Source organism: Actinomyces radicidentis, assembly GCF_001553565.1.
In the GTDB taxonomy this organism is placed as follows: Bacteria; Actinomycetota; Actinomycetes; order Actinomycetales; family Actinomycetaceae; genus Actinomyces; species Actinomyces radicidentis.
The window spans coordinates 2,510,330-2,526,951 of record NZ_CP014228.1; the positions used below are offsets into that span (position 1 = coordinate 2,510,330).

14 protein-coding genes are annotated in these 16,622 nt (G+C 75.1%); 7 read left to right on the top strand and 7 right to left on the bottom strand.

Features of this window, described 5'->3' with window-relative positions; genetic code table 11:
* Positions 1–205 precede the first annotated feature (205 nt).
* From hisG to AXF14_RS10670, 7 genes are all read right to left on the bottom strand, one after another.
* Positions 206–1,051: an ATP phosphoribosyltransferase gene (gene hisG, locus AXF14_RS10640; RefSeq protein ID WP_067943098.1), complete on the bottom strand. Its 846-nt coding sequence runs from the start codon at positions 1,049–1,051 to the stop codon at positions 206–208.
* A gap of 87 nt (positions 1,052–1,138) precedes the next feature.
* A complete protein-coding gene (locus tag AXF14_RS10645; protein ID WP_067943099.1) occupies positions 1,139–1,402 on the bottom strand; it encodes a phosphoribosyl-ATP diphosphatase in 264 nt (87 codons plus the stop codon).
* A 136-nt stretch (positions 1,403–1,538) separates the two neighbouring features.
* On the bottom strand, positions 1,539–3,245 hold the full coding sequence (locus AXF14_RS10650) for an ABC-2 family transporter permease (RefSeq protein ID WP_067943100.1): 1,707 nt from the start codon (positions 3,243–3,245) through the stop codon (positions 1,539–1,541).
* Positions 3,242–4,003 (bottom strand): ABC transporter ATP-binding protein, encoded by a 762-nt coding sequence (locus AXF14_RS10655; RefSeq protein ID WP_067943102.1) that lies wholly within the window; start codon positions 4,001–4,003, stop codon positions 3,242–3,244. The genes AXF14_RS10650 and AXF14_RS10655 overlap by 4 nt, the downstream gene beginning before the upstream one ends.
* A gap of 162 nt (positions 4,004–4,165) precedes the next feature.
* A complete protein-coding gene (locus AXF14_RS10660; RefSeq protein ID WP_067943103.1) occupies positions 4,166–4,966 on the bottom strand; it encodes a response regulator in 801 nt (266 codons plus the stop codon).
* On the bottom strand, positions 4,963–6,363 hold the full coding sequence (locus AXF14_RS10665; protein WP_067943105.1) for a sensor histidine kinase: 1,401 nt from the start codon (positions 6,361–6,363) through the stop codon (positions 4,963–4,965). Before AXF14_RS10665 ends, AXF14_RS10660 begins: the two co-directional genes overlap by 4 nt.
* A 7-nt stretch (positions 6,364–6,370) precedes the next feature.
* Positions 6,371–7,591: a DUF3866 family protein gene (locus tag AXF14_RS10670; protein WP_067943106.1), complete on the bottom strand. Its 1,221-nt coding sequence runs from the start codon at positions 7,589–7,591 to the stop codon at positions 6,371–6,373.
* Between the two features lie 192 nt (positions 7,592–7,783).
* On the opposite strand from AXF14_RS10670, the gene AXF14_RS10675 reads away from it, so the two are divergent.
* The 7 genes from AXF14_RS10675 to AXF14_RS10705 all read left to right on the top strand — a co-directional run bounded on the left by AXF14_RS10675 (position 7,784) and on the right by AXF14_RS10705 (position 16,512).
* On the top strand, positions 7,784–8,770 hold the full coding sequence (locus tag AXF14_RS10675; protein WP_067943108.1) for a helix-turn-helix transcriptional regulator: 987 nt from the start codon (positions 7,784–7,786) through the stop codon (positions 8,768–8,770).
* Between the two features lies 1 nt (position 8,771).
* Positions 8,772–9,788: a helix-turn-helix transcriptional regulator gene (locus AXF14_RS10680; RefSeq protein ID WP_084355523.1), complete on the top strand. Its 1,017-nt coding sequence runs from the start codon at positions 8,772–8,774 to the stop codon at positions 9,786–9,788.
* A 119-nt stretch (positions 9,789–9,907) separates the two neighbouring features.
* Positions 9,908–10,219: a Sec-independent protein translocase subunit TatA gene (gene tatA / locus AXF14_RS10685; protein ID WP_067943109.1), complete on the top strand. Its 312-nt coding sequence runs from the start codon at positions 9,908–9,910 to the stop codon at positions 10,217–10,219.
* A gap of 125 nt (positions 10,220–10,344) precedes the next feature.
* Positions 10,345–11,289: a twin-arginine translocase subunit TatC gene (tatC, locus tag AXF14_RS10690; protein WP_084355524.1), complete on the top strand. Its 945-nt coding sequence runs from the start codon at positions 10,345–10,347 to the stop codon at positions 11,287–11,289.
* A gap of 46 nt (positions 11,290–11,335) precedes the next feature.
* Complete coding sequence (locus AXF14_RS10695; RefSeq protein WP_067943111.1) at positions 11,336–12,346, top strand: diacylglycerol/lipid kinase family protein; 1,011 nt, start codon at positions 11,336–11,338, stop codon at positions 12,344–12,346.
* A 146-nt stretch (positions 12,347–12,492) separates the two neighbouring features.
* Positions 12,493–15,444 (top strand): DEAD/DEAH box helicase, encoded by a 2,952-nt coding sequence (locus tag AXF14_RS10700; protein ID WP_067943113.1) that lies wholly within the window; start codon positions 12,493–12,495, stop codon positions 15,442–15,444.
* A gap of 162 nt (positions 15,445–15,606) precedes the next feature.
* Positions 15,607–16,512 carry a DUF808 domain-containing protein gene (locus AXF14_RS10705; protein ID WP_067943116.1) on the top strand — a complete coding sequence of 302 codons (906 nt, stop codon included), beginning with the start codon at positions 15,607–15,609 and terminating at the stop codon, positions 16,510–16,512.
* Positions 16,513–16,622: the final 110 nt, after the last annotated feature.

A 16,622-nucleotide genomic window follows, 5' to 3' on the forward strand; every position in this document is an offset into this window, starting at 1 on the left:
TGGCCGCGGACCTCGAGACCCGGATGCGCGAGCACGACGGCCTGCCGCCGCGCAGCGACCGCGGCTGAGCCCGCTTCCCGCCGGGGCGGCCGCACCGCACCTGCACCGCCCCCTCGCACGGGCGTGGCGCCGAAGGACGACGGCGGGGCGGGAACCGAGTGGTTCCCGCCCCGCCGTCGTCGTGCCCAGGGGCGTCGGGCGCTCCTCAGAGGCGGCAGGCGACGAGCGCCGTCACGAGGATGGCGCGGGCACCGACCTCGTAGAGCTCGTCCATGACCCGGTTGACGTCCTTGCGGGGCACCATGGCGCGCACCGCGACCCAGTCGGGGTTCTGCAGCGGCGAGACCGTCGGGGACTCCAGCCCGGGGGTAATCGCCGTGGCGACGTCGAGGTCGTTCATCGGGATGTCGTAGTCGACGAGCACGTAGGAGCGGGCCCGCAGGACGCCCTCGAGGCGGCGCACGAGCGTCGCGAGGGCGGGCTCGTCGCGGTACTGCTCAGTGGTGATGAGGACGGCCTCGCTGGCGAGGATCGGCTCGCCGAAGGTCTCCAGCCCCGCGGCGCGCAGCGTCGTGCCGGTCTCGACGACGTCGGCGATGAGGTCCGCGACCCCGAGCTGGACGGAGGACTCGACGGCGCCGTCGAGGTGGACGGTCTCGGTGTGCACGCCCTGGGACTCCAGGTAGGAGCGCACGAGCACGTCGTAGGACGTGGCGACGCGCTTGCCCTCGACGTCGTCGAGGGTGCTCATCGTCCCGGCCGGGGCGGCGAAGCGGAAGGTGGAGCGTGCGAAGCCGAGGGGCAGGTGCTCGACGGCGTCGACACCGGAGTCCAGGAGGAGGTCGCGGCCGGTGATGCCGGCGTGGACGGTGCCCTGCCCGACGTAGACGGCGATGTCGCGGGGGCGCAGGAAGAAGAGCTCGACGTCGTCGGCCTCGTCGACCAGGACGAGCTCGCGGCCGGTGCGGCGGGTGCGGTAGCCGGCCTCCTTGAGCATGGTGGTGGCGGGCTCGGACAGTGAGCCCTTGTTCGGGACGGCGATGCGCAGCATGGGCGTGGTGGTCCTGTCGGTGCGGGTGGGGCTGACGGGTGCTGGGGTCCCAGCAGGTGCTGGGGGAGCGGGGCGCGGGCCCGGCGCTCACAGGTACTTGTAGACGTCCTCGAGGCTGTAGCCCTTGGCGATCATCATGACCTGGGCGTGGTAGAGCAGCTGGCTGATCTCCTCGCAGGCGGCGGCGTCGGACTCGTGCTCGCAGGCCATCCAGGACTCGGCCGCCTCCTCGACGAGCTTCTTGCCGATGAAGTGAACGCCCTTGTCGAGCTCCTCGACGGTGCCGGAGCCGGCGGGGCGCTCCGCGGCCTTGGTGCTGAGCTCGGAGAAAAGGTCCTCGAAGGTCTTCATGGGCCCAAGGCTAGCGGGCGCGCCCGTGGCGCCACCCGGCTTCCCGCTGGATGGTCCCTCACGCGCGACTCGGCGCGCCTTCCGCGGGACGCCGCGCCGTGCGCGGCGGGGTGCCGGCCCCACACGTGATCGGCGATCACTCGGCCCCCGCGCGAGCCGCTCGGCGCCATCCCGACCGGAGGACCAGGAGCGCCACGACCGTGACGAGGACGCTGAGCAGGACGACCTCCGTCCACGTCCCCGGGTGGGAGGCGGCGACGGCCGACCAGCCCCACGGCGCCCAGCGCCACAGCGCCCCGGAGAGGGCCTCGTTGCCCGCCACGACGAGTGAGTCGAGGACCCCGAACACCGTGAGCGCGATCGCCGCGCCCAGCCCGAGGCGCTGCGCCACCGCCATCGTGACGGCCACGACCATCGCCGCCACGAAGGGGGCGGTCAGCACCGCGTAGAGCGGGGAACCGGAGCCTCCCGTGACGACCGGGGCGCCGACGGCGGCGACGACGCCCACGACCACGAGGACGGCGCCGAGAACGGCGGCTGGCACGGAGACGAGCGCGGTCACGAGGCGGCCCGGGGAGCGGCGGGTCACCAGGAGGCGCCACGGCTCGGCGACGGCGCGCCACGCCATCGTCCCGACGGCCGCTCCGGCGACCGGCACGCCGAGGAGCGCGAGGACGTCAGTGGCCCGTGCCGGCGAGTACACGACGTGGACGACGGCGACGGCGGCGAGGAGGAGGACGGACAGGGCCGCCCAGGTGCCCCAGGGCAGGGCCGGTGCCAGGGCGCGCGCCGTCGCCGGGCGGCGTCGGAGCCCGGCAGCGTCGAGGGACCAGACAGCCCCGTGGGGCGACGGCGCGCCGACGGCGCTGCTCGCGGGCCGGACGGTGGCGCTGCTGGGCTCGGCGCGGTCGGGACCGAAGACATCGCCGACGGACGCGGACGTCTCCGACGGTGCGGCGACGCCTCGGGAAGCCGACCGGCGGGACCCGCCGACGGGGCTGCGGCGCGCGAGCAGGGCCGTCCGTCCCGGACGCTCGAGCGCCAGGAGCGCCAGCACCGCGAGGGCCCCGAGGAGGAGGGTGAGAGGGAAGGCCGGCCACACGGGGAAGCCCCAGGCCGCGGCGCCCGGCTCGAGGTTGACCGAGTTGCCGTGCACGCCCATGAGCGGCAGGAGGCTGCGGACGGTCCACGTCCACGGCTCGACCGCCCACGACGGGCTCTCGGCGCGCACCGCGCCGACCGCGGACCACACGAAGCCGAGCACCGGCGCGACGCCCAGGGCCGCGCCCCGCAGGAGCCTGGCCGCGAGAAGGCCCCACGAGGCGGAGGCGGCCTGCGCGAGGGCGAGCAGGACCACGAGCGTGCTCCACGTGCCGACGGGGCCCCAGCCCTGCCCGGTGAGCAGCGACTGCAACACGGCCGGGCCGAACACGGCCACCTGGCAGGCGAGGGCGCCGAGCGCGAGAACGCTGAGACGGGCGAGCACGACGCGGCGTCCGCTCACGTCGCGCCAGGCGGTGCCGCCCTGACGGCAGCGGCACTCGCGATACTCGGCGAGCGCCCCCGTGAGGGCCCCGAGCGGGACGAGCACTGCGAAGGGGTAGAAGGAGAGCCAGCCCAGGACGTTGCCGTCCCAACGGCCCTGCGCCGAGGCGAGGCCCTGACTGGTCGCGGAGGCGGCGAGGCGCACGTAGAACAGGGCCACGGCCAGACCCACGAGGCTCGCGCCCCAGGTGAAGGTGCGGTGCTGACGCAGCAGCTCGGCGCGCAGCACGGACGGGCGGCGGACGCGAGCGGCGCCGACGGCGGCCGGTGCGTCGAGGGTGGTGGTCGTGGTACTCATCGGAGGGCCTCCGTCGTGCTCGCGGCGGTGCGGCCGGTGACGAGGGCGAGGTAGGCGTCCTCGAGGCTCGTCGAGCTGGTCCGGTCCGCCAGCCCGTCCAGCGGGCCCTCGTAGACGAGACGACCGCCCACGAGGACGCCGACGTCGTCGGCCATGCGGGCCATCTCCCCGAGCTGGTGGCTGGAGACGATCACGGTGCGCCCGGCGCGGGCGAGGGAACGCAGCAGGTCGCGCAGCTCGATGATGCCCTGCGGGTCCAGCCCGTTCTGCGGCTCGTCGAGGATGAGGACCTCCGGGTCCGTCAGCAGCGCCATCGCGAGGGCGAGGCGCATCCGCATCCCGGTGGAGAAGCCCCTGGCGCGCTTGCGACCCGTCCCGGCCAGGCCCACCGCGGCGAGCACGGGGTCGATGACCGCCGGGTCGGTGCCGGTCAGGCGGCAGTGGACCAGGAGGTTCCCGCGGGCGGAGAGCTGCGGGAAGAGGGCGGGGCCGTTGATGGAGGCGCCCACGTGCCGCAGGGCCTCCCGGCTCCACGGGCGCCCGAGGACCTCCACGCTGCCCGAGTCCGCGCGCAGCAGCCCGAGGGCCACGGACAGGGTCGTGGACTTCCCGGCGCCGTTGGGACCCAGGAGCGCGTAGACGCGGCCCGGCCGCGCGGTGAGGTCGAGGCCGTCGAGGACACGCTGGCGGCCGTAGGAGCAGGTGACGCCGCGCAGGGCGAGGCCGGCGGGGACGGTGGGGGACGGTGCTGTCGTCATGGCTCCAGCGTCGTCGGCGTCGGCGGGCCGCGGATCCCCCGTGGGGACCGCGCTCGCGGGCGGTCTCGGCGGCCGGCCTCCCCCCTGAGGGGGAGACGGCGCGCGCCGACGGCGGTGGGGCGCCCGACCCGGCAGGGGCCGGGCACGGTCCCGGGCCGGCGCTCACACGGTGACGAGCCCCGTGCGGTAGGCGTGGACGATGAGCTCGACGCGGTTGCGGCAGCCCGTCTTCCCCAGGACCGCCTTGACGTGAGTCTTCACCGTGGACTCCGCCAGGAAGGGGCGCTCGCCGATCTCGAGGTTGGACAGCCCCTCGCACACGAGGGCGAGGACGTCGCTCTCGCGGCACGTGAGGGGCTCGTGGAGGGCGGTCGCGGTGGCGGTCGACGGCGCCGTGGCGGGTGCGGCCGGCGCCCGCGGGACGTCGGCCGGTGCGCTCGCGGTCTCGGGGCGCTCCGGGGCCCCGGCTGCCGCCGTGCCGGGATCAGCGGGTGCGGCGTCGTCGCCGAGGTGGGCGAGCACTGTGCCGGTGATGGCCGGGTCGAGCCAGGAGCCGCCCGCGGCCACCGTGCGCGCGGCCTGGTGGAGGACGGCGGGGCTCGCGTCCTTGAGGAGGAAGCCGCGCGCGCCGGAGCGCAGGGCGCCGAGGATGAGGTCCTCGTCGTCGAAGGTGGTGAGGACGAGGACGGGTGCTCCCGCGAGCGCCGGGTCACGGCGGACCTCCCGAAGGACACCGAGGCCGTCGAGGACGGGCATGCGGATGTCGAGGAGGACGAGGTCGATCCCGCCCGGGCGGGATCGCATGGCCGCGAGGGCCGCGGCGCCGTCGGCCGCCGTGGCGACGACCTCGAGGTCCTCCTGGGAGTCCAGGAGCATCTGGAAGGCGCTGCGGAGCAGATCCTGGTCGTCGACGAGGAGGATGCGCACGGGGTGCTGCGGGTGCGTGGGGGCGGCGTCGATCATCGGGCGTCCTTGTCAGGGGTGGACGGGGAGGGGCCGGCGGGAGCAGGGGCTCCCGGCCGGGGCTCAGCGTGGATCGAGGGGGCTGTGCTCACGGGCACGGTGGCGGTGAGCGCGAAGACGCGGCTGCCGGCCTCGTCACGGGCGCCGGCCTCGAGCGAGCCGCCGACGAGCCGCATGCGCTCACGCAGCCCGTCGAGGCCCGTGCCGGATCCGGGCGAGGGGCGGGGGCCGTCCTCGGGGAGCGGGTTGACGACCTCGACGGCGCATCGACCGGCGTCGATCGTGACGCGCAGACGGGCGGATCCGTCGCCGTGGCGCAGGGCGTTCGCGAGCGCCTCCTGGACGGCGCGGAGGACGGCGAGGCGCTGCGTGCGAGTCCACTCCGCGTCGGCCCGCGCCAGCTCGTCGTCGCCCGGCAGCGCGGCGTCGAGACGGAGACCGGCCTCACGCGCGCCGTCGACGGCGGTGCGCAGGGCGGCGAGGCTCGCCCTCGGCTCCACGTCGCCCACTCCGCGCAGAAGGCGGACGAGCTCTCGCACCTCGCGCAGGGAGGAGTCGGCGGTCGACTCGATGAGGCCCAAGGCCCTGGCCTCGTTCGCCTCGCCCCCGACCGCGAGCCCCGTGGCCGCCTGGACCTTGATGGCGGTGAGGGAGTGGCCGAGCAGGTCGTGGAGCTCTCGCGCCAGGAGGAGGCGCTCCTCGGCGGCGGCGGCCTCACGCGCGCCCTCGCGCTCGGCGTCGAGCTCCCGGTACCTGTCCTCGAGGCGCCGCCGCCGCGTCGAGGCATCGAGCGCGGTGAGCGCGACGGCGAGCAGGCAGACCGCGTCGGCGAGCACGACCGTGATGAGCACGCCGCCCGACCCGTCGATCGCCGCGGAGCCCGGTCGCGCCGCGAACGCGGGTGAGAAGCGGTGCAGGACCACCGGGTTCGCGAGGCTGCCGACGACCGCGAGGACGAGGGCTGCCAGAGACCAGCGCGGGCCGCCGTCCCAGCGGATGACGGCGTGGACGGCGAGGAGCGCGACCAGGGACACGGGGGACAGACCCAGCGTGACGGGGGAGACGGCGATGAGGAGCCCGCAGGCGGCGAGCGCTGTCGCGGTGACGGCCATCGACAGGCGGACCGCACGTCTCCGCAGGACCTGGGCGAGTCCGATGACAACCGTGAGGACGACGTCGGCGACGTAGGCCCAGTGAGGTCCGAACCGGGTGATGAGGCTGGAGTCGACCAGCGCGACGAGGAGGACGAGAACGCCGATGACGACGTCGACGGCGGGGACGGCCCACTTCGAGGCGGCCGGCCCGAGGAGGGCGCACCGCCGCCGCCAGTCGGTGGCGTAGGCGCGGGCCTCCAGGTCGCGCGCGGTGACCGGTGCGCGGTCCTGGCTGCGGGTCATGACGGCCTCACCGGACCGCGGCCGGCGTGCCCGCGCTGTGGGCGAGCAGGTCGGCGGCGTGGCGACCGGCTGCCGCCGCGGCGAGGAAGGCGGACTCGTCCTCCTCCAGACCGCGGCCCATCGTGGACAGACGGACGCCTGTGGCCTCCTCCATGGCGATCAGCGCCCCGAGGAGGCCCTCGGTGCCGACCTCGACGAGCCGGTGGGGCACAGCGCCGGGGCGCGCCTGCCCGAGCGGGGCGGCCTCGGCGCGCACGCGCTGCCCGAAGGCGCCCGGCAGGGCCGGCACGACGACGTCGGCGGCGGCCCGCGCGACCCGGCCGTAGGCGGTGAGCGAGTGGTGCGAGACGCCGCGGTGCCGCTCGCGCGGGTCGGCGTCGGAGACCCGCAGGCAGGCGACGGGGCGGCCGCCGAGGGTCGCGACGGCGTCGACGGCCTCGCCGCAGGCGACGCCGGAGAAGCCCCAGGGCGTGTCCGTGCCGAGGTTGCCCGGGCCCTGGATGACGACGACGACCTCGGCGTGCATGACGTGGACCGCAGCGAGGAGGGCGTTGTGAAGGCTCACGGCCTCGAGGTCGCCGCCCCAGGCCTGGCCGGCCGTGACGGTGCCGTCGAGCCACCCGGCCCCGGTGAGGGAGGCGACGGCACGGGAGTAGGCGAGGGGGAGCGCTCCACCGTCGGTCATGACGTAGGCGACACGCGGAGGCGTCGTCCCGTGCGCGCCGTCCATTGCGCGAGGGATGGTGCTCGTACTGGGGGAGCGCAGTCCCGCGAGGACCGCCGGCAGGCTCGAGTGGAGGTCCGCGACGACGACGGGGGCGCCGTCGAGCCCGAGCTCGCTCACCGGCGCGCTGAGGAGCTCGTGGTGCTCCGTGCCCTGCTCGTCGACGCCGGTGATCATGACCTGGTCCGGCATGTAGCGGGCCTTGACGAGGTGGCCCTCGCGCGGACCGTCCACCGGAAGCACGTCGAGCCGGGCGCTCACCATGGCGTGCCCTCCGGTGCCGAGCGCGCGGTCCAGGGCGGAGACCTCGAGGCGCACGCGCTCGCCTGGCTCGGGCAGGCCGGTGACCTGCTCGTAGGCGACGGCACGGCGCTCCTCTCCGGGCAGGAGAGAGCCGGCGCCCTCGGGCGCCGCCGAGAGGCGGACGGCGAGCTCGGCGCAGCGGCGCCCCTCCGGCCCCCAGGACCGTCGTAGGGCCAGCACCTCGCCGTCGCGCCACATCATGGAGGTCACCCTATCCGGGGCGCTCGCCCCGTCCCCCGCCCGGGAGCGGCGCGCGGCGCGCACCGCGGGGTCTCGGCGCCCGGCCGCAGGGACGCTGGAGCGCAAGGGCGCCAGGGCGCGGCTGTCGGGCGTGACGAACGCGTGTTCGACTCCTCGGCGCGCACACCGCCGCGACCCCCTACGCTGTGCGACGTGAAGACCCCGTCCGCCGTGCCCGCCGAGGAGCGCCAGGTCAACCTGCTCCTTGCCCTGCGCAACACCGCCGCGGGACTCGACCTCGACGAGATCCTCACCGGAGTCCACGGCTACGAGGTCGCCCCCGGCGCCGTCACCGACTCGGCCCGCCGCATGTTCGAGCGGGACAAGGAGACCCTGCGCCGCCTCGGCGTCCCTCTCGTCGCCCTCGAGACCCCGTCCGGCACCCGCTACCGCGTCGACGAGGAGGACTACGCCCTCCCCGAGGTGACCCTCACGGGCGCCCAGTCCGCCGCGCTCGACCTCGCCGCCTCCGCCTGGCGCGACGGCACTCTGCCGACGACCGCCCGCCACGCCCTCACCAAGCTTCGCGCCGTCACCGACGACGACGCCGAGCCCGGTGTCCTCCCCGACCTCTCCGTCGACCTGTCCGGTCAGGAGATCCCCGACGTCCTCGTCGCCGCCGTGCACGACCGCCGCCGCGTCGCCTTCGACTACACGACCGCCTGGAGCGCCACGACGCGCCGCCGCACGGTCGAGCCCCACGCCCTGCGCCTCGCCGAGGGCGCCTGGTACCTCGACGCCCTCGACGTCGACCGCGGCGAGCCCCGCACCTTCCGCCTCGCCCGCATCTCCGGATCGATCGAGCCTCTCGGCGAGGCGGGGGCCTTCGCCCCGCCGACCCGCTCCCGCGTCACCGAGCGCGTCGCCGTGCTCGCCCTCGCGCCCGGCCGGGGCCTCGGCCTGCGACAGCGGGCGCGGCACCCCGAGGCGCTCCCCGTGGCGGCCGCCCCCGTCCCGTCGGGGGACTGGGACGTCCTCGAGGTCACCTACTCCGACCCCTTCGGCTTCGCCGGCTCGCTCGCCTCCCTCGCCGACGGCGTCGTCGTCCTGGCGCCCGCGTCCCTGCGCGAGGACGTCCTCGCCCACCTGCGCGGCGCCGCCGCCCTCGCTGCCGGCGGCACCGGCACGGAGGAGGACTGACATGGCCCGCCCCAGCTCCACCGACCGCCTCGTCCGGCTCCTCGCCCTGCCCGCCTGGGTCGCCGAGCACGACGGCGCCATCCTCGCCGAGGCCGCCGCCCACTTCGGCGTCCCCGCCGAGACCATCGAGGCGGACGTCTCCACCCTGTGGGTCTCCGGTCTGCCCGGCGGCATGCCGGGGGACCTCGTCGACTTCTCCGCCGACGCCCTCGAGGAGGGCCGTCTCAGTCTCACGCTCCCGCTCGGGCTCGAGCGGCCCGTGAGGCTCTCCCGCGAGGAGGCCTCCTCGCTCCTCCTCTCGCTGCGCGTCCTGCGCGGCCTCCTCGGCGCCGACGCCGATGCCTCCGCCGCCCTCGCTTCCTGCGAGGAGGTCCTCACCGGGCTCCTCGGCGGCGCCCTCAGGGAGGAGTCCTCCGCCGCGCCCGTCGACGAGGAGGTCCTCGCCGTCGTCCGCGAGGCTCTCACCGGTCGGCGACGCCTCCACCTCTCCTACGTGTCCGCCACGGACACCCCCTCCGAGCGCGACGTCGATCCCGTCCGCCTCAGCAGCGACGGCTCCCACCTGTGGCTGCGGGCCTGGTGCCTGAGCGCCAAGGGGGAGCGCACCTTCCGCCTCGATCGCGTCCGCTCCGCCGCCCTCACCGGCGAGCGGGCCACCGCCCACCGCGTCCGGCGCGGCTCGCGCACCGAGACCGAGGAGGCAGCCGGCCCAGAGACCGCCACGCTGCTGCTCGCCCCGGGCGGCCGCTGGCTCGCCGAGCAGGTCCCCTGCGACGCCGTCCAGCAGCACGAGGACGGCACGGCCCGGGTCACCGTCACCGGTCGCGACCGCACCTGGCTCGTCGGCCTCGCGCTCTCAGCCGGCCGGCACCTCCTCGCCGTCGAGCCGCCCGGCCTCGCCGCCGAGGTCGCCCGCCGCGCCCGGGAGGCGCTGCGCGCCTACGGCACCGAGGAGTCCGACGCCGCCGGGACCGCGGACCGAGGTCCCCGTCGGGGAGCGGACGACGCCGCCGAGTGAGGCGTCCCATACGCCAACGGGTGAACACGTGAGCCCGTGGTCTGGACCCCTCCTGACCTGCCGCTAGACTCGATGCGTTCCGAACCGAACCAACGTCTACACGGAAGTAGGACATCCTCATGGGAGCCGTGAAGCCCTGGCACTGGATCGTGCTGCTCATCCTCATCCTCCTCATCTTCGGCGCCAACAAGCTCCCCGAGATCGCCGGCAGCCTCGGCCAGTCGATGAAGGTCTTCAAGAAGGAGGTCAAGGAGCTCCGCGAGGAGGACCAGCCCTCCACCGGCGCCTCCGCCGTCCCGCCGCAGCAGATCCAGCAGCCGCAGCAGGGCACCTACTACACCCAGCCGACGCAGCAGGGTCAGACCGCCCCGGTCCAGAACCAGCAGCCGCAGCAGCAGTACCCGACGGACCCCACGACGCCCGCCAGCTGAACCGGACCCGGTGACCGGTCCGAGAACCGGCCACCTGGACCATGTCCACGAGTCGGCACGGGTGCGCCAGGGCGCGCCCGTGCCGTCGTGAGCACTGACGAGCACCCGGCGAAGGAGGAGACGGCATGCCGCACATGCCCAAGGTCTCGAAGGCCAACCGGAAGACGAACCCCGAGGGGGTCATGTCGATCGGCGACCACCTCCGCGAGCTGCGCAACCGTCTCCTGATCGCCGTCGGCGCGATCCTCGTGGGCGCGGTCGTCGGCTACTTCTTCTCCACCCAGGCCATCAACCTGCTCCAGTCGCCGCTCGAGGCCGTGAGGGCCACGGGGAGGACGGTCAACCTCAACTTCGACACGCTCACCGGGGCCTTCGACCTCCGCCTGAGGGTGTCCCTGTGGCTCGGCCTCCTCGGCACCTCGCCGATCTGGATCTACCAGCTGTGGGCCTACATGGCTCCGGGCATGACGCGCAAGGAGAAGCGCTACGCCTGGGGATACGGCATCGCGAGCGTCCTGCTCTTCGCCAGCGGCGTCGCCCTCGGCATCCTCATCATGCCGCACGCGGTCCTCATCCTCATGGTCTTCCTGCCGACGACCACCTCCGGCCTCCTGCAGTACTCGTACTACTTCTCCTTCGTCATGAGGCTGCTGCTCGTCTTCGGCATCGCCTTCCTCCTGCCGGAGCTCCTCGTCGCCCTCAACCAGCTCGGCATCCTCAAGGGCAGGACGATGCTCAAGGGCTGGCGCTGGGCCGTCGTCTTCATCTTCGCCTTCATGGCCGTGGCGAACCCCCTGCCCGACCCCTGGTCGATGATCCTCATGGCCCTGCCGATCTGCGGCCTCTACTTCGGGGCCTGCTGGCTCTCCATCAGGCACGACAAGCGCCAGGAGAAGAAGAGGGCCAGGCTCGACGCCGAGCTCGACGCCGCCCTCAGCACCCCGAAGCCGACGGGCGTCTCCGCGCTGCCCGCCTCGACCCCGCAGACCCAGGCCGCCCCCGCGCTGCCGGCGGCCGAGCAGCCCGGCGCGACGACGGGCGAGCTCCCTCCGGCCGAGCCGCAGGCCTGAGCGGTACCACCGCGCCGACCACGAGCCCAGGCACGCCCGCGCCTCCATGAGCCGCCCCCTCACCGTCGCCGTCCTCGGCAACCCGACCGCCCGCCGCGGGCACCGCGCCACCGCCTCCGCCGCCGTCGTCAGCGCCCTCGAGGACGCCGGGCACCGCGTCCTCGACATCCGCTCCACCAGCGGCGCCGAGGCCGGGCGCGCCGCCCGCCGCCTCGTCCATGAGCGCCCCGGGGGCGATCGGCCCGACGCCCTCGTCGTCGTCGGCGGCGACGGCATGGTCCACCTGGGCGTGGGCGCCGTCGCCAGCACCGCCACGCCCCTCGGGATCGTCCCCAACGGCACGGGCAACGACGCCGCCCGCCACCTCGGCATCCCGTACCGCGACCCCGAGGCCGCGACCCGGCTCCTCCTGGGCGAGCTGGCCGACCTGCGTGACGGCCGCCGGCCCGGCGCCGTCGACGCCATCCGCATGACCCGCCCCGCCGGCCCGCGCTTCGCCGGGCTCCCCTCCGTCGGGACCGAGGACGCCTGGGCCCTCGCCGTCGTCTCCGCCGGGCTCGACGCCGCCGTCAACGCCCGTGCGAACGCGACCTCCTGGCCGCGCGGCGAGGCCCGCTACCTGCGCGCCATCGCCCATGAGGCGCGGCGCGTGCGCCCGTACGGCTACCGCGTCACCACCGAGGCCGGCACCTGGGAGGGGCCCGCGCTCCTCATGGTCGCCGCCAACACCTCCTGCATCGGCGGCGGCATCCGCATCGCGCCGACGGCCAGCGCCGTCGACGGGCAGCTCGAGCTGCTGCGCCTCGACCCCGTCGGCCCGCTCGGGCTCGGCCCCCACCTGGTCCGCCTCGCCCGAGGCCGACACCTCGAGCACGAGGGCGTCACCTGCTGGCGCAGCCGCTGGGCCACCATCGAGGCCCTCACGCCCTCGCCCGGGCGCTGGCGCCGCCCGCCACTGCCGATGGCTGACGGCGAGCCCCTGGCGGACCTGCCCCTGCACCTCGAGGCCGTGCCCGGGGCCCTGGGTCTCCTGGCCCAGGCGCGCCCAGGGCGCTGAGGGCTCCCGGGCGGCCTCGACGCCGGCGTCTGGCAACGGTCCGGTGCCGACCGTCGACGCCGCCGGAGGGCTGAGCCGCTTGCGCTGTGCGCGCAGCACCCGGCCGCTGCCGGGAGCCCCGACCGCCTCGCACGTAGGGTGGCGCCATGAGCTCGCCCGCAGAACGCTTCGCGGCCGCACGACGTCGGCAGGCCGCCTCCCGGACCGAGCTGGCGCGCTTCGCCACGCAGTTCGACTTCCCCCTCGACGACTTCCAGGTGGCCGGGTGCGAGGCCCTCGAGCGCGGCGAGGGCGTCCTCGTCGCCGCCCCCACCGGCGCCGGCAAGACCATCGTCGGCGAGTTCGCCGTGCACCTGGCCCTGGCCAAGGGGCTCAAGGCCTTCTACACGACGCCCATCAAGGCCCTGTCCAACCAGAAGTACCTCGACCTCGTCGCCCGGCACGGCGCGGAGAGAGTCGGGCTCCTCACCGGCGACACCTCCGTCAACCCGCACGCCGACGTCATCGTCATGACGACCGAGGTGCTGCGCAACATGCTCTACTCGGGCTCCCGTGACCTCGAGCGACTCGGCTTCGTCGTCATGGACGAGGTCCACTACCTCGCCGACCGCTTCCGCGGACCCGTCTGGGAGGAGGTCATCATCCACCTCGCCCCCGAGGTCCAGGTGGTCTCCCTGTCCGCGACCGTCTCCAACGCCGAGGAGTTCGGCGACTGGCTCGGGCACGTGCGCGGCCGCACCGCCGTCGTCGTCTCCGAGCACCGGCCCGTGCCTCTCACCCAGCACATGATGGTGGGGCGACTCCTCCTCGACGTCCACTCGGTCCCCGTCGCCATCGAGGACGCCGACTCCGAGAAGCAGCTCGCCGCGCAGCCGCCCCTCAACCCCGACCTGCTCAAGGCCGTGCGCAACGCACGTCGCGCGGCGGCGGGGGAGTCCGGCCCCTCGAAGACCTCGCGCGCCTCCCAGGGCGGGGGCGGTCACCGCCAGCCCTGGAAGCGCGGCGCCTCCGGGCGCGGGCGCGCACCGCGCCGCGGGGCCGACGGCGCCCGCACCGCCCGACTGCGCCCGCCCTCGCGCGGCACCGTCATCCACGCCCTGGAGGATGCCCGCCTCCTGCCGGCGATCGTCTTCGTCTTCTCCCGCAACGGCTGCGAGCAGGCCGTCCGCCAGGCCGTCGAGTCCGGCGTCGACCTCACCACCGAGGAGGAGTCGCGGCGCATCCGCGAGGTCATCGACCGCCGCACCGCGGAGATCCCCGCCGGCGACCTCGGCGTCCTCGGCTTCCGTTCCTGGGCCCACGCCCTCGAGCGCGGCGTCGCCGCCCACCACGCCGGCCTCCTGCCCGTCTTCAAGGAGACCGTCGAGGAGCTCTTCTCCGCGGGCCTCGTCAAGGTCGTCTACGCGACGGAGACCCTTGCGCTCGGCATCAACATGCCGGCCCGCACCGTCGTGCTCGAGTCCTTGCGCAAGTGGAACGGCTCCGCGCACGTCACTCTCACGCCGGGGGAGTACACCCAGCTCACCGGCCGCGCCGGCCGCCGCGGCATCGACGTCGAGGGCCACGCCGTCGTCCTCGCCGCCGACGACGTCGAGCCAGCCTTCGTCTCCTCCCTCGCCTCCCGGCGCACCTACCCGCTTGTGTCCGCCTTCCGCCCCACCTACAACATGGCCGTCAACCTCCTGGGGCGCACGAGCCGGGCGCGCGCCCGAGAGGTCCTCGAGTCCTCCTTCGCCCAGTACCAGGCCGACCGCGGCGTCGTCGAGCTGGCCGCGGAGGCCCGCCGCAAGCGCCGCTCGCTCGCCGGTCTCGAGGAGCAGATGAGCTGCCGCCTGGGAGACTTCCGGGAGTACGCGCTGCTCCGCCAGCGCATCACCGACGCGGAGGCGGACCTCTCCCGCGAGAAGCGCGAGGCCCGCCGCGCCACGGCCAGCCGGGAGATGACGGGCCTGCACCGCGGCGACGTCGTCGTCTACCGCAAGGGCCGGCGCCAGAAGCACGGCGTGGTCCTGTCCGTGGGGGAGGACCGCCAGGGCACGCCCGCCCTCACGGTCCTCGGCGAGGACTCCCGCGTCCTCACCCTCACCCCGGACACCGCCCCCGACGGCGTCATGCGCGTCGGCTCGATGCGGGTGGTCGGGAGCGTGGACGTGCGCCGCCCCAAGGACCGCGACCGCCTCGTCGGCCGGCTCATCGACGCCATCCGCTCCGGGGACCTCGACGGCTCCGCCACCCGGCAGCGGCGCCGCACCCGCGGCGGCAAGCCGATCGAGGGGGCGGCCGACAGGACCGAGCCCGCGCTCACCGCCGCGGAGCGCGTCGAGGCGCTTCGCCACGAGATGCGCTCCCACCCCTGCCACGCCTGCCCCGACCGGGAGGAGCACGCCCGCACCGGCCGCAAGTGGGCCAAGGCGGCCGCCGAGGTCGAGCGCCTCACCGCGCGCATCGAGACGCGCACCGGCACCATCGCCCGCCAGTTCGACGCCGTCTGCCAGGTCCTCCTCGAGCTCGGCTACCTCGAGCCCGTCGACCGCGGGTACCCCGAGCGCGAGCTGCGCGTCACCGACGCCGGGCGCGTCCTCGCCCGCGTCTACGCCGAGCGCGACCTCCTCGTCGCCGAGTGCCTGCGCCGGGGGACCTGGTCCGGCCTGGGCCCGGAGGAGCTCGCCGGCGCCGTCTCGGGCTGCGTCTACGAGCCGCGCCTCACCGCGCAGTCCATCGGTCTGCCCGTCTCACCGGGCTCGCGCCTCGGCGCCGTCCTGCGCGAGGAGCTGAGCCTGTCGCGGCGCATCAACGACCTCGAGTCCCTGGCCCGCATCGAGCCGACCCGCGGCGCCGAGCCCGCGCTCGCCGGCGCTGTCCAGGCCTGGTGCGAGGGAGCCGAGCTCGCCGAGGTCCTCGACGCCACCGAGCTCACGGCCGGCGACTTCGTGCGCTGGTGCAAGCAGCTCCTCGACGTCCTCGGCCAGCTCGCCACGATCACGCCCGCCCGGGACGCCGACGCCGAGACCGCGCGCGAGCTGACCCGGCTGTCGATGACGGCGGCGGAGGGCGTCATGGGCGTGAGCCGCGGCGTCGTCGCCTGGTCCGCCGTCTGAGCGACGGCGCGGCCGTGACCGGCGGTGGCAGGTCGACGGCGCCTCCCGTCGGGCGGGTTCCGTCCCAAGCGGCGCGGCCCGCCGGACGCGGCCACAGGGACCGCTATCGTCGCTCACGCGGCCCGTCCCCTCCGACCGCACGGATCCGACCCCCAGGAACGCATGTCCGGCTTCTTCGCCCTCCTCGACGACATCGCCACGCTCGCCAAGCTGACGATGTCGACGCTCGACGACACCGCCGGCATGGCCGTCAAGACCTCCGCGAAGGTCTCGGCCGCCGCCGTCGACGACGTCGCCGCGACGCCCCAGTACGTCACCGGCATCACGCCGGACCGCGAGATCCCGATCATCAAGAAGATCACGCTCGGGTCCTTGCGCAACAAGCTGCTCATCATCCTGCCGGTCGCGCTCATCCTCTCCGCCGTCGCCCCCGCCCTGCTCCCGGTCGCCCTCGTCGTCGGCGGCTCCTACCTCTGCTTCGAGGGCGGCGAGAAGATCCTCGAACGGCTCACCGGCGGCGAGGAGCACGTCGAGGAGGCGCGGGCCCCGCAGGACGAGGCCTCGACCGTCAGCGCCGCCGTGCGCACCGACTTCGTCCTCTCCACCGAGATCATGCTGCTCGCGCTCGCCGAGGTGTCGGGGGAGTCCTCGCTGCGGCGCGTCATCATCCTCGTCATCATCGCCTTCCTCCTCACCTTCGCCGTCTACGGGCTGGTCGGCGCCCTCATCAAGCTCGACGACCTCGGCATCCGCCTGGCGGAGCGCGGGCGAACCAGCGGCGCCCGCTCGCTCGGCCGCGGGATCGTGCGCTCCGCGCCCGGGATCTTCACCGTCATCGGGGTCATCGGCACGGTCGCCATGCTCTGGGTCGGCGGGCACATCCTCGCCACCAACCTCGCGAAGCTCGGCTTCGAGCCGCTCCACCACGCCATCGCGTGGGCCGAGGAGCTCAGTGAGAACGGCGCGCTCTCCTGGATCGCCGGGACCGGCGCCGCCTGCGTCATCGGCACCGCGATCGGCCTCGTCCTCGCCGGCGGCGTCGCCCTGTTCCATCGCCTGTCCGACTGACCATGGCCGGCACCTCGCGCTCCCGCGCCCCGGCCCGGGGAGGGGTGCACCAGGCGCGGCCCGCGCAGCGCGGGAAGGTCGCCGCGCGCTCGCCGCGCGGCGCGCGGACG